This is a genomic window from Haemophilus parainfluenzae (assembly GCF_014931375.1).
Taxonomy (GTDB): domain Bacteria; phylum Pseudomonadota; class Gammaproteobacteria; order Enterobacterales; family Pasteurellaceae; genus Haemophilus_D.
In genome coordinates, this window is sequence record NZ_CP063117.1 from 1008649 (window position 1) to 1022045 (window position 13397).

The 13397-nt window shown below is 39.6% G+C and carries 11 protein-coding genes, 1 tRNA gene and 1 other annotated feature; of the genes, 5 read left to right on the plus strand and 7 right to left on the minus strand.

From position 1 onward, the window contains the following. The first annotated feature begins 13 nt into the window (after nucleotides 1-13). A complete protein-coding gene (locus INP95_RS04895) occupies nucleotides 14-922 on the plus strand; it encodes a siderophore ABC transporter substrate-binding protein (protein ID WP_070583059.1) in 909 nt (302 codons plus the stop codon). Nucleotides 923-1042: 120 nt separating this feature from the next. Further along, entirely contained in the window at nucleotides 1043-1993 is a 951-nt protein-coding gene (locus INP95_RS04900) for a sigma 54-interacting transcriptional regulator (protein WP_070591524.1), read from the plus strand. Here the strand turns inward: INP95_RS04900 and hflX are convergent. The 3 genes from hflX to rluC all read right to left on the minus strand — a co-directional run bounded on the left by hflX (nucleotide 1983) and on the right by rluC (nucleotide 4699). Next, nucleotides 1983-3338, minus strand: a complete 1356-nt coding sequence (gene hflX, locus INP95_RS04905; protein WP_070591520.1) for a ribosome rescue GTPase HflX — start codon at nucleotides 3336-3338, stop codon at nucleotides 1983-1985. The genes INP95_RS04900 and hflX overlap by 11 nt on opposite strands. A 9-nt stretch (nucleotides 3339-3347) precedes the next feature. After that, nucleotides 3348-3632: an RNA chaperone Hfq gene (gene hfq / locus INP95_RS04910; RefSeq protein WP_049364479.1), complete on the minus strand. Its 285-nt coding sequence runs from the start codon at nucleotides 3630-3632 to the stop codon at nucleotides 3348-3350. Between the two features lie 86 nt (nucleotides 3633-3718). Continuing rightward, complete coding sequence (gene rluC / locus INP95_RS04915; RefSeq protein ID WP_070591517.1) at nucleotides 3719-4699, minus strand: 23S rRNA pseudouridine(955/2504/2580) synthase RluC; 981 nt, start codon at nucleotides 4697-4699, stop codon at nucleotides 3719-3721. Between the two features lie 426 nt (nucleotides 4700-5125). On the opposite strand from rluC, the gene rne reads away from it, so the two are divergent. Next, nucleotides 5126-7939 carry a ribonuclease E gene (gene rne, locus INP95_RS04920; protein WP_197560241.1) on the plus strand — a complete coding sequence of 938 codons (2814 nt, stop codon included), beginning with the start codon at nucleotides 5126-5128 and terminating at the stop codon, nucleotides 7937-7939. Nucleotides 7940-8094: 155 nt separating this feature from the next. Next, nucleotides 8095-8184, plus strand: a tRNA-Ser gene (locus INP95_RS04925). Nucleotides 8185-8252: 68 nt separating this feature from the next. Here INP95_RS04925 and priC read toward each other — a convergent pair. The 4 genes from priC to gloA all read right to left on the minus strand — a co-directional run bounded on the left by priC (nucleotide 8253) and on the right by gloA (nucleotide 11745). After that, complete coding sequence (priC, locus tag INP95_RS04930) at nucleotides 8253-8834, minus strand: primosomal replication protein PriC (protein WP_049369170.1); 582 nt, start codon at nucleotides 8832-8834, stop codon at nucleotides 8253-8255. A 39-nt stretch (nucleotides 8835-8873) separates the two neighbouring features. Then, nucleotides 8874-10226 carry a Na+/H+ antiporter family protein gene (locus INP95_RS04935; RefSeq protein WP_070591512.1) on the minus strand — a complete coding sequence of 451 codons (1353 nt, stop codon included), beginning with the start codon at nucleotides 10224-10226 and terminating at the stop codon, nucleotides 8874-8876. Between the two features lie 103 nt (nucleotides 10227-10329). Next, nucleotides 10330-10457: a sequence feature (His leader region), on the minus strand. Between the two features lie 116 nt (nucleotides 10458-10573). Continuing rightward, entirely contained in the window at nucleotides 10574-11263 is a 690-nt protein-coding gene (gene rnt, locus INP95_RS04940; RefSeq protein ID WP_197560242.1) for a ribonuclease T, read from the minus strand. Nucleotides 11264-11337: 74 nt separating this feature from the next. Continuing rightward, nucleotides 11338-11745 (minus strand): lactoylglutathione lyase, encoded by a 408-nt coding sequence (gene gloA / locus INP95_RS04945; protein ID WP_049356445.1) that lies wholly within the window; start codon nucleotides 11743-11745, stop codon nucleotides 11338-11340. Between the two features lie 234 nt (nucleotides 11746-11979). Between gloA and INP95_RS04950 the strand changes: the two genes are divergently transcribed. Continuing rightward, nucleotides 11980-13308 (plus strand): phosphoglycerate transporter protein PgtP, encoded by a 1329-nt coding sequence (locus tag INP95_RS04950; RefSeq protein WP_005634143.1) that lies wholly within the window; start codon nucleotides 11980-11982, stop codon nucleotides 13306-13308. The last annotated feature ends 89 nt before the right edge of the window (nucleotides 13309-13397 follow it).

A 13397-nucleotide genomic window follows, 5' to 3' on the forward strand; every position in this document is an offset into this window, starting at 1 on the left:
TAAGGAAATTTTCATGAAAAAAACATTATCAACATTAGCACTTTCACTTTTTGCTTTGGTCGGTGTTGCTCAAGCAGCAGATATTACCGTTGAAAATGCCGCTGGAAAGCAGGTTGTGCCACAAAATCCACAGCGAGTCATTGTGCTTGATTTTGGTGCAGCAGACACACTTCGTGCATTAGGTGTGCAAGATAAAATCGTGGGTTTCCCACAAAGCGGAAAAATTCCAAGCTATCTTTCAGAATTTGCAGACAAAAAATATAAGAATGTCGGTGATTTGAAAGAACAATCATTGGAGCAAATTAATGAACTCAATCCTGATTTGATCATCGCGTCTAAACGTCAAGAAAAAATGATCGACAAATTTAAAGAAATTGCACCAGTATTTAATGTTGAAAATGATTACAACAATTACTACCCGAGTTTTCAACAAAATGTGACCGCACTTGGTCAGATCTTTGGTAAAGAAAATGTTGCGAAAGAAAAACTTTCAGCATTAGAAAGTAAGGTTGACCAAGTCGCCAAAGATGCGAAAGGCAAAACAGCCTTATTGGTATTGGTTAATGAAAGTAAAATCAGTGCCTTTGGTGATGGTTCTCGTTATGGTATGGTGTATCAAAAATTTGGTTTTAAACCGATTGATGACAGCATCAAATCGTCTACGCATGGACAAAGCGTTGGTTTTGAATATATCTTAGAAAAAAATCCAGACTTTTTACTTGTCGTGGATCGTACCGCGGCGATTACAGAAAAAGCCAACAATGCACAAAAAGTGTTGGATAACGATATCATCAAACAAACCAAAGCGTATAAAGATGGACACATTGTGTATCTTGATGCAGCGAATTGGTATCTTGCGTTTGGTGGTTTAGAAAGCATGGAAATCATCGCACAAGAACTTGATCGTGCAGTGAAAAAATAATACAAAAAACCATCTAAAAGGGCAGTCAAGGATTGCCCTTTTTATATGTAAATTAATCTTTACACATATCAATAAACTCCCTATCATATTGGCATCATTCAATAAAATTGAGCTTATTTTATGCTGACATTTAATCCACAAGATCCTTTCTCTTGCTTTGTCACTCAAAGCCTTTCCATGAAAAGTACGGTCGAAAATGCACAACGTTTTGCGATGTTTGATGTGCCGCTTTTAATTCAAGGTGAAACGGGTACGGGTAAAGACTTATTAGCAAAAGCTTGCCATTTTGCGAGCTTGCGTCGTGAGAAAAAATTCATTGCGGTAAATTGTGCCGGCTTGCCGGATGAAGATGCGGAAAGTGAAATGTTTGGGCGTAAAGTAGGTGATAGTGAAACCACTGGTTTTTTTGAATATGCTAACGAAGGCACGGTGTTGCTGGATGGCATTGCTGAGCTTTCATTAAGTTTACAGGCAAAATTATTGCGTTTTTTAACGGATGGTTCTTTCCGTCGAGTGGGTGAAGAAAAAGAACATCATGCGAATGTTCGAGTGATTTGTACTTCACAAGAACCTATGGAAAAACTGTTAGAGCAAGGGAAATTACGCAGTGATTTATTCCATCGCTTAAATGTTTTAGCGCTAAATGTGCCGCCTTTGCGTGAGCGAGTGGAGGATATTCAACCTTTAACGGACGGTTTTTTACAAGAAATAAGTGCTCAGCTTAAGATTTCAATGCCGCAATATAATGCTGATTTTCTGAATTATTTAAAAGGGCAGACTTGGCAAGGTAATGTGCGAGAGCTTTACAATGTCTTGTATCGCGCCTGTTCCTTAGCGAAAAATAACCAGCTTGATATTGAAAGTTTAAATTTAAAACCCGTACAAAGTGCGGTCATTTCTGCGGAGGATTTTGGTGAGCAAACGCTGGATGAGATCATGGGACAATATGAGGCGAGTGTATTGCGTGCATTTTATGCCCAGTATCCAAGTACGCGTAAATTGGCACAACGATTAGGTGTATCACACACGGCGATTGCCAATAAATTAAAACAATACGGTATTAGTAAATAATTTCTGACAGTTTAGGGAATTGTTTACAAAGTTTGAGCCATTTGACTTTATCAATTTGTACATTGAGGATAAATTCACCCTCATCTGAAATTTGTTCGTGACGAATGCTATTTAATTGATAGAGCGCGTGGCGAATTTTTCCCTCTTGTGGGAGCAGTGTAAGGGTGAAAGAAAGTATCTCATTTTTCAACCGCACTTTAATGGCTTCAAGTAGCAGCTCTAATCCTTCACCTGAATGTGCTGAAAGATAAACGGCAACGGGCTTATTCTCATCATCATATTCAATATGGGGTGCCACATTTTCCAATAAATCGATTTTGTTATATACCAGCAATACTGGTACTTTGTCAGCCTTAATTTCTTCCAACACTAAATTCACGGCTTCAATATTTTCGATCTTTCGAGCGTCTGCTGCATCAATGACATGCAATAACAAACTGGCTTCTACCGTTTCTTGCAAGGTAGATTTAAAAGCGGAAACTAAATCATGGGGAAGTTGGCGAACGAAACCAACGGTATCGGCGAGAATCGCTGTGCCAACATCTTGAATTTGCAAACGTCTTAATGTGGGATCGAGGGTGGCAAAAAGCTGATCTGCCGCATAGACATTGGCTTGCGTGATGAAATTGAAGAGTGTTGATTTCCCCGCATTGGTGTAGCCTACTAAGGAAATGGTCGGAATATCCGCTTTTTGTCGTGTTTGGCGATTTTGATTGCGTTGTTTTTCGACTTTCGCCAAACGATTTTGCAACTGCGCAATACGCACCTTGATTAAACGGCGATCCGTTTCTAATTGCGTTTCGCCTGGACCACGCAATCCAACCGCACCTTTTTGCTGATCTAAGCCTGTTTTTCGGCGGACTAATCGAGTCGATAAATGCTTAAGTTGAGCTAATTCAACTTGCAATTTCCCTTCGTGCGAGCGGGCTCGTTGGGCAAAGATATCTAAAATCACTCCAGTGCGATCCACTACACGACATTGGCAGATACTTTCTAAATTACGAGTTTGAGCGGGCGTTAATTGGTGATTCACCAAAACAACATCGGCATCTAAGTCTTTCACGGCATCTGCAATTTCTTGTGCTTTTCCCTCACCGATAAAGTATTTTGCTTGTGGCGTGGCACGGCTTGTGGTGATGATTTGTAAAATCTCAACATTGGCAGATTCCGCTAAAAGTTGGAATTCTTGTAGATCTTCAATGTTTTTATTTTGAGAAAAGAAAACATGCACGACGACAGCTTTATCTTTCGCCGATTGGCTATTGTCGCCTGTTTTAGATGACGAAAGTGCGGTTGAAATTTCTGGTGAATTTTCAACCGCACTTAAATTGATGAAATCATTCATTGAACAGAATTATTCTGCTTGTGTTTCTACTTCCGCTGCAGCGTCAGAAGTTTGTGCTGCATGATGACCGCCGTTATTATTGTGGTGAGAAACAGAACGTGCTGGAACCACAGTTGAAATAGCGTGTTTGTACACCATTTGATTAACAGTGTTTTTTAATAAAATCACGAATTGGTCGAATGATTCGATTTGACCCTGTAATTTAATCCCATTAACGAGATAAATCGAAACAGGAATACGTTCACGGCGTAACGCATTCAAATAAGGATCTTGTAATGATTGTCCTTTTGCCATTTTGCTATCCTTTGTTGTTATATGTTAATTAATGATAGAAACGAGTTGTCTCCGTCACCAAATATAGCAATAAACATTTTTCTTGTCTATGGGTTTATCTCTTTGCTTTCACGCAGTTTTTTCAGAATTGTTTTCATTTTTTCATCTAGTTGTGCATTGAAACGTAATGTTTCGCCCGTTTTAGGGTGTTCAAAGCGAATAGAAAATGCATGTAAAAACAAACGATTGAGTCCGAGATCTTGCATATATTTATCAAATTCTTTATCACCGTATTTATCATCCAGCGCGATTGGGTGACCTGCATATTGAGTATGAACTCGGATCTGATGGGTTCTTCCCGTTACAGGCGACGCTTTTACTAAGGTCGCATTTTGATAGCGTTCTTCAATGGCAAATCGCGTTTCAGAAGGTTTGCCTTGTTCACTGACTTTAACGATGCGTTCACCACTGGCCAGTTCATTTTTTAATAAAGGCGCTTGCACAACTTTCACATGAGATTGCCATTGTCCACGTACGAGTGCGAGATAATCTTTTTGTACGGTTTTAACACGAAGTTGTTCATGTAAGTTGCGTAAGGCAGAGCGTTTTTTTGCCACTAATAAGATACCCGATGTATCTCTGTCTAAGCGATGAACCAATTCTAAAAAACGGGCTTCAGGACGTAATGCGCGTAAGGCTTCAATCACACCAAAATTCAGACCACTCCCGCCATGAACCGCAATGCCAGAAGGTTTGTTCAATACTAATAAACAATCATCTTCAAAAAGAATATGGCTTTCAAGGGAGGCGACTTTATTTAAGTTTTTAGAAATTGGTGCAGTATTTTTTTCAGAAACACGAACTGGTGGTACACGCACCACATCACCATTTTGTAATTTATATTCAGGTTTGGTTCGCCCTTTGTTCACACGTACTTCACCTTTACGCAGAATGCGATAAATCAAGCTTTTTGGCACACCTTTTAATTTTGCCAATAAATAATTATCAATGCGTTGTCCTGCTTCATCCTCAGAAATCGTGAGCATTTTGACGGATTGATTGATGATTTTTTCTTGTTTTTCAGTCATTGAATCTGTCCTTTAAAAATTGGGCTGAATCATATCACAATATCCCTGGTGATAATAGCAAGAATGCCTTGCTAATTTAGCCCTGAATGTGGATAATAGAGCGTCTTTCTGCGCCTAAAATTTGGCATTTAGAAAGCGATTTTGTATGTTGGTCAAAACTCAATGCGGCGAATGGCATAAGACATTGATAATCAACATATTTTTCATGAAGGTTAACGCTTCCTTGCAATGCGTAATTAACACACCGCATTGTTTTACGAAAATTGTCTTAGATAACAATTGAGTATGCTATCAATGCACCCAGCAACACACAGTCGTGAGATTGACTGTTCGCGAGAAACACGAGGTCGATGGCTAAGGTCAGTAAATCTGTAAAGTGCGGTTAATTTTCAAGGTATTTTAGATAATTCAAACGAGAAATTGACAATGAAAAGAATGTTAATCAATGCGACTCAAAAAGAAGAGTTGCGCGTTGCGTTGGTCGATGGCCAGCGTTTATTCGACTTGGATATTGAAAGTCCTGGTCATGAACAGAAAAAAGCAAATATTTACAAAGGAAAAATCACTCGCGTAGAGCCGAGTTTAGAAGCAGCCTTTGTGGATTATGGTGCAGAGCGCCATGGCTTCCTTCCTTTAAAAGAAATTGCCCGCGAGTATTTCCCTGCTGATTATGTGTTCCAAGGTCGTCCAAATATCCGTGATATTTTGACCGAAGGCCAAGAAGTGATCGTTCAGGTGAATAAAGAAGAACGTGGCAATAAAGGTGCAGCCTTAACCACTTTTGTTTCCCTTGCCGGTAGTTATTTGGTGATTATGCCAAATAATCCGCGTGCAGGTGGTATCTCTCGTCGTATTGAAGGCGATGAACGTATCGAATTAAAAGAAGCATTGAGTTCTTTAGATGTACCAGAAGGCGTTGGTCTTATCGTGCGTACAGCGGGTGTGGGTAAATCACCAGAAGAATTACAATGGGACTTAAAAGTACTTTTACATCATTGGGAAGCGATCAAACAAGCTTCACAAAGTCGTCCAGCGCCGTTCTTAATTCACCAAGAAAGTGATGTGATCGTTCGTGCGATCCGTGATTACTTGCGTCGTGATATCGGTGAGATCTTAATTGATAGCCCGAAAGTATTTGAAAAAGCGAAAGCACACATCAAACTTGTACGCCCAGATTTCATCAATCGTGTGAAGCTGTATCAAGGCGAAGTGCCGCTATTTAGCCACTATCAAATTGAGTCACAAATTGAATCCGCCTTCCAACGTGAAGTTCGCTTACCTTCTGGCGGTTCAATTGTCATTGATGTGACAGAAGCGTTAACGGCGATCGATATCAACTCGGCGCGTTCAACTCGTGGTGGTGATATTGAAGAAACCGCATTAAATACTAACCTTGAAGCCGCAGATGAAATTGCTCGTCAATTACGTTTACGTGACTTAGGTGGTTTAGTGGTCATCGATTTCATCGATATGACACCAGTTCGTCACCAACGTGAAGTTGAAAACCGTATTCGTGATGCGGTACGTCAAGACCGTGCTCGAATTCAAATTAGCCGTATTTCTCGCTTCGGCTTATTGGAAATGTCACGTCAGCGTTTAAGCCCATCATTAGGTGAGTCTTCTCACCATGTTTGCCCACGCTGTCAAGGTACAGGTAAAGTGCGTGATAACGAAAGTTTATCACTTTCTATCTTACGTTTAATCGAAGAAGAAGCGTTAAAAGAAAATACCAAACAAGTACACACCATCGTGCCAGTACAAATCGCGTCTTACTTACTTAACGAAAAACGTAAAGCCGTTCATAGCATCGAAAAACGCCATGATGTTGATATTATCGTGGTACCAAATGAAGCAATGGAAACGCCACATTTCAGCGTATTCCGTGTTCGTGAGGGCGAAGAGCTAAATGAATTAAGCTATAACTTAGCGAAATTCCATGATGCACAAGACGATACATTTGTACCAGAAGAGTCTCTAGTTTCTCGCAATATTGAAACTGCAGCAGTGACATCTGAGCAAGTGATGGAAAGTGCGGCAGTATCTTTATCGATTCCAACGGCTGCACCAGCACCGGTTGAGCGTAAATCGGAAGAACCATCATTGTTTGCGAAAATTGTTGCCGCAATTAAAGGTTTATTTGCTTCTGAACCAAAAGAAGAAGAGAAAAATCAAAATAACCGCAACAATCGTAACAACAACCGTAATAATCGCCGCAATCAAGATCGTCGTAATAATCGCCGTTCTCGCAATAATGAAAACAACGATAATGCGAAAAATACAGATGAAGAAAATGTGCGTCCAACTCGCGAGCGTGTAAATAATCGTCGCAATCGTCGTAACGCGAATGAAGAAGTGACATCTGAAAGTGCGGTTAATTTTGCTAATGTTTCTGATGATAATCGTCAAGAAGAAAAAGCAGATAAACCGGTAGCAGAGCGTCGTCAACGTCGTGATTTACGTAAACGTGTTCGTATTGATGACAATTCAACTGATGTAAACGAGAATGTTATTGAAGCGGTTGAAGTACCCGTTGTTGAGACTGTTCAAAATGAAGTAGTTGAAAACAATGTTGCTGATAATGCTGAAGATAAACCACGTCAAGAACGTCAGCGTCGTACTCCACGTCATTTACGTACATCGAATAATCAACGCCGTCGTCGTAATGAAGTGAAGTCACCAATGCCATTATTTGCGGCAGTTGCTTCGCCTGAATTAGCAAGCGGTAAAGTATGCATCGATTATTCTGCTGTGAATGCACCGAAAGAAAATAATTTCTTATCGGTGGATGAATTGCTTGAGCAAGAAAAAACGAAAAAAGGTGTGATTACGCCAGCAACAGGTATTGTCGTGGAAGAGAAATCAGTTGAAGCACAACCAGCGTTAGATTTCATTACTCAACCGGCAAATGAAGCTGTTCAACAGAAAGTGCAAGAATCATTAGAACGCTTGCATCATAAATCAGAACCTGTTGCTAAAGTTGCAACGACAGAAGTTGAACCACAAGAGAAAACAGAGTTTGTTCGCTCTTATGTGTTCACTGGTCGTGCAGGTACCATTTCAGCGGTACAACACACTAAAGCAGCGATGACATTAGCTAAAGCACCAGATGAAGAGTCTAAACCATTCCCAATTGTAGAATGGACGGAGTCTCGCTATTACTTTAACGGTAAAGGCGCCGCAGGCCATCATAGTGCAATTAGTCATATTTATTCTGAAGCGACACAAGCGAAATCAGAGTAATATCTTAATCATAAAGACGGAGCCAGTAGGTTCCGTTTTTTATTTTGTGTATTTTTAAAACATAGTGATTTAAAAGTAGTCAGTCAGATAATTTTTTTATTTTCTTGCTTGACGGGATGGGGGAAAAAACGTATTATTCACCTCGCTTAAATCACGGAGGAATGGTCGAGTGGTTGAAGGCACCGGTCTTGAAAACCGGCGAGGGTTTACGCCCTCCGTGAGTTCGAATCTCACTTCCTCCGCCATCAAATTCAAAAAATCCCTAAGTCGAAAGATTTAGGGATTTTTGCTTTTCAGTCTATTAAAAAATATCTTATTTTTTGACCGCACTTTCTTGGGCTTCTTTAAAGGCAAGGTATTCTTCTAAGGTCTCAATCGCCTCTAAACATTTTTGACGGCGCGTTAAATAAATTGCCGCAGTTTGCTTATGCATATCTCGTTGAATATCTGTTTGTGCCGTATCCGCTTGTGCTTTAGCTTCTTCGTATTTTTCCGTGAGTTGCTGCAAGGCTTCATAATACTTTTCTAGACGCTCTCTAGGAGGGAGACGATGAATGCTATGTTGTGATTTACTACTTGCAACTTGTGGCTCTGCTATTTTCGGCTGAATGGGCTTTTTATGCTTGCGATTCATGGCTTCGGTCAAGGCGGTACATTGCCCTAAAAGATGTTCTGCCATAAATACAATTTGTTCTTCATTTTGATGAGTAATTTTACATAGCTTAGTTAAGCTTTGTTGGATTTCTTTGAGATAAAAACCGACGGTTTCAAAATCTTCGGTAAATAAAGTGCGGTTAAATTTCGCGTTGATTTTTTTATCAGAGTCAGTTTGATAGGCTTGAGTCAGTTGCTGTACTTTTTGCTCGAGCGCATTGAGTAATGATTGAATAGACATAAAAAAATCCCCGCATAATGTATGCAGGGATTATAACGATTAAAGGGTCATGGCTGCAATCCAACCGAACGCTAATAGTGGGATATTGTAGTGAATAAAGGTTGGCACAACAGAATCCCAAATGTGGTCGTGTTTACCATCTATATTTAAACCGGATGTCGGCCCAAGTGTTGAGTCAGAAGCCGGTGAACCCGCATCCCCTAATGCTGCTGCTACACCTACGATAGCTACTGTCGCAAGTGGTGAGAAACCAAAAGAGAGACAGAGTGGTACATAAATTGAGGTAATAATTGGTACAGTTGAGAAAGAAGAACCAATACCCATGGTAATCAATAACCCAACGAGTAACATTAAGAATGCGGCAACGCCTTTACTTTGAATCGCACCGGTTGAAAGTGCATCAACTAATTCTTTCACGCCACTTGTGGTATTAATCACATTCGCGAAACCAGAGGCAGCAATCATAACGAAGCCAATCATTGCCATTAAGCGTAAACCTTGTTGGAAAATGTCGTTACTTTCTTTGAGTTTGAAGATACCGAATGCCCCGAAAATGATTAAACCGACTAAACCACCAATAATTGTAGAGCTTGTGAAAAGCTGGGTGGCAAAAGTGGCGACAATGGCGACCGCACTTGCGGTAATTTGAATAGGTTTAATATTCGCAATGTGTTGTTCAATTTCAGCTGTAGTGGGTTCTGCCGTTGTCACAACATACTCGCGCGGTTTGCGATAGGTAACAAATACGGCAGTGAGTAAACCAAGAATCATACCAATAACAGGGATAAGCATAGCAAAAGAAACTTCACCAACACTGGTTTGTAAACCGAGTGGAGCACCAGCCAGATTGATATTTTTTACTAAAACGCTTTCGATAAAGATTTTCCCGAAGCCAACCGGCAAGATCATATAGGTTGCGGTTAAACCAAAGGTAATAATACAAGCCACTGCACGACGATCGATTTTTAAACGGTTAAAAATAGAAAGTAAAGGCGGTACCACAATCGGAATAAACGCAATGTGTACTGGGAGCAAGTTTTGGGATGAAATTGAGAATAAAAGCAAAATACCAAGTAGCATATATTTAAACCAAGCTAAATTTTTGCCGGTTGGTGTTTTGTTCATTCGAGTAATAATTTTATAAGCAAGCAAATCAGTGATGCCAGATTTTGAAATCGCAATGGCAAATGCACCGAGCATCGCATAGTTCATGGCAACTTCAGCACCACCACCTAAACCACCTGTAAAGGCTTCAATGGTTTTGCTTAAACCTAAGTCTCCGCATAAACCAGCTGTAAGGGCCGAAATCACAAGTGCGATAACCACGTTCACGCGCAGTAGGCTTAACGCCAGTAGCACGACAATTGAAATAACAACGGGATTAGATAGCATATTGTTGTTCCTTATTGATTAATTAAAATAAAAAGGTCGCATAAAAGAAAATTGATTTAAGGTTAAATGTCGCATAGTAATAAACTCCTGTAAATTGATAATAAAACAAAACCCCTCGAAAGTTGCCTTCCGAGGGGTAAGATTTTTTTGATCTTTATCTTGTCAGCTCGGAAGAAATCTTCCAAGCACGCCAACAGCCTGAAAGATTATTCAGTTGAATGGCGATGATGGTGACGAAGGATAAAGTTCATTTGAAACTCTCTTATTTAGATAACTAAATTGAATTACTTTTTAAAATACGGTAAAGCGAAAAGGATTGCAAGCCTTTTTTCTAAAAAATTTGAAAATTAAAGTGCGGTATGATTTTCAGTAGTTTTTTCCGTTTCATCGGTTTGAGCAATATGCGGGAAACCACCAAGCTCTTTTAAATGATTCACCATATAGCAAAATAATTCTGCCGTACGTTCGGTATCATATAGTGCCGAGTGTGCTTGTTTACCATCAAAAGGAATTTTTGCCGCTTGGCACGCTTTGACGAGCACCGTTTGCCCAAACATAAAACCAGCAAGCGTTGCAGTATCAAACATCCCAAAAGGGTGGAATGGATTACGTTTTACACCCGTACGTTCAGCTGCCGCCATCACGAAGCTTTGGTCAAAAGCCGCATTATGTGCCACGATGATAGAACGCTGACATTCTGCATCTTTTTGTCCACGACGCACCATTTGGAACAATCCCGTGATGGCATCTAATTCAGATACGGCACCACGCAATGGATTGTGAATATCAATCCCGTTAAATTTGAGTGATTCGGGATTAATATTCGCACCTTCAAATGGTTCAATATGGAAATGGCATTTTTGATCAGGGTGTAAATTGCCATTTTCATCCATTTTTAAGGTAATTGCCGCAAGCTCTAAAAGTGCATCTTTTTTCGCATCAAATCCCGCTGTTTCCACATCAATAATGACAGGAAAGTAGCCACGAAAACGATTTTTTAATTGGTGGTGATAAGGAGTTTCTTGAGAATTGGACATATTGTATCCTTTAAAATAAATAACGCAGGTAACCCTGCGTTATAAAAGAGCGAAAAAATCAACCGCACTTTTAATTAATTGCCTAGACCAGATTTTGAGCTTTTATTTTCGATAAATTCAATTTTATAGCCATCTGGATCTTCAACGAAAGCAATAACGGTTGTACCACCTTTAACAGGGCCTGGTTCGCGAGTCACTTTACCACCACTTGCACGAACTGCTTCACAAATAGCATAAATATCATCAACGCCGATAGCAATATGTCCATACGCAGTGCCCTGTTCATATTTATCTACGCCCCAGTTGTATGTTAATTCAATTTCTGCAGCGCTTTCGCCATCTTCGTAACCTAAAAATGCAAGCGTGTATTTATATTCTGGGTTTTCACTCGTACGCAATAAACGCATACCTAAAACATCTTGATAAAACTTAATAGAGCGGTCTAAATCACCTACTCGAAGCATTGTGTGTAAAATTTGCATCTTGTTTTCCTCTTTTCTATTTGGGTGTTGGGGGATTATAGCATAGAAATTTTTAAATAGACTTAGAACGTAATTTGTTCCAGAAATTGGTGCTGTTGAATGATGTAAATGAACTAATCATTTGTAGTGATCGGAGCTCTGTTTTGTATTCGGTTTTGGTAATCTGTTTTTTGTTGTAATGGTCTAGCTATTGCAACAATATGACAAGTTATAAATTATTATAGGAGAACAAAGATGTTTTCATTCTTAAAAGCATCTCCTCCAGCACCAAGAATTGAAAGTTCTAGAACAGATGCCGAGTATAAAAAATTACGTTGGCAGGTGTTTGCTGGAGTATTTATCGGGTATGCGGCTTATTATCTTATCCGCAAAAACTTTTCTTTAGCCATTCCTTATCTTATTGATGAATATGGCTTTACTAAAGCTGATTTAGGTACAGTAGGGGTAGCCTTGTCACTGGCTTACGGTTTTAGTAAGTTCATTATGGGAAACATCTCTGATCGTAGTAATCCTAAATATTTTATTACCATTGGTTTATTAGGTTCTGCATTAGTGAGCTTAATTTTCGGTTTAGTACCTGGTGTACTTTCTTCTATTCCATTGATGATTGTGTTAGCCGCATTAAATGGGTGGTTCCAAGGAATGGGATATCCACCAGGTGCAAAAACAATGACCAACTGGTTCTCAGTTTCTGAGCGTGGTGTGTGGTGGAGTTGGTGGAACGTATCACATAACTTAGGTGGTGGTTTAATCGGTCCATTAGCGCTCCTCGGTTTATCGATTTTCGGCGTATGGCAATCTTTATTCTATTTACCAGCCTTAATTGCCATTGTATTAGCATTCATCATGTTCTATTTAATGCGCGATACACCTGAGTCTCAAGGGTTACCGCCAGTAGATGAATGGAAAGGTGAAAAAATCGTAGAGAAAGTTGAATCAGCTCACACGCTTTCGTCTAAAGATATTTTTATGAAATACATCATTAATAATAAGTTCTTATGGGCGATTGCACTTGCGAACGTATTTGTGTATTTCATTCGTTACGGCATTATTGACTGGGCACCAACGTATCTAAAAGAAGTGAAACATTTCTCTGTAGACAAACAAAGTTGGGCGTATTTCCTTTATGAATACGCAGGTATATTTGGTATGCTTGCTAGCGGTTATTTAAGTGATAAAGTATTTAAAGGCCACCGTGCACCACCGATGTTATTATTCCTAACCGGTGTATTAATCGCGATTATTGTTTATTGGAAAAACCCAGAAGGAAATCCACTCGTAGATAATATTTGTCTTGTTGCTATCGGTTTCTTAATTTATGGTCCAGTAATGATGATAGGGCTTCAAGCAGCTGATCTTGTGCCACGTGTTGCAACAGGTACAGCGACAGGTTTAACGGGGTTATTTGGTTACTTATTAGGTTCTGCGAGCGCAGGCTATGTGATGGGTAAACTGGTAGACTTATTTGGCTGGGATGGCGGTTTTTATGCCTTGATTGTTTCTTGCTTCTTAGGATTTGGTTTTATTGCTTTTACCTTACTCCATAAGCCGAATGCAGCGTAATAAATATTATTTGACCTAAATTAAAATGTGGCTAAATTGTATTATTTAGCCACATTTTTGTTATTTATTTACCTTACTATTATGCTAAG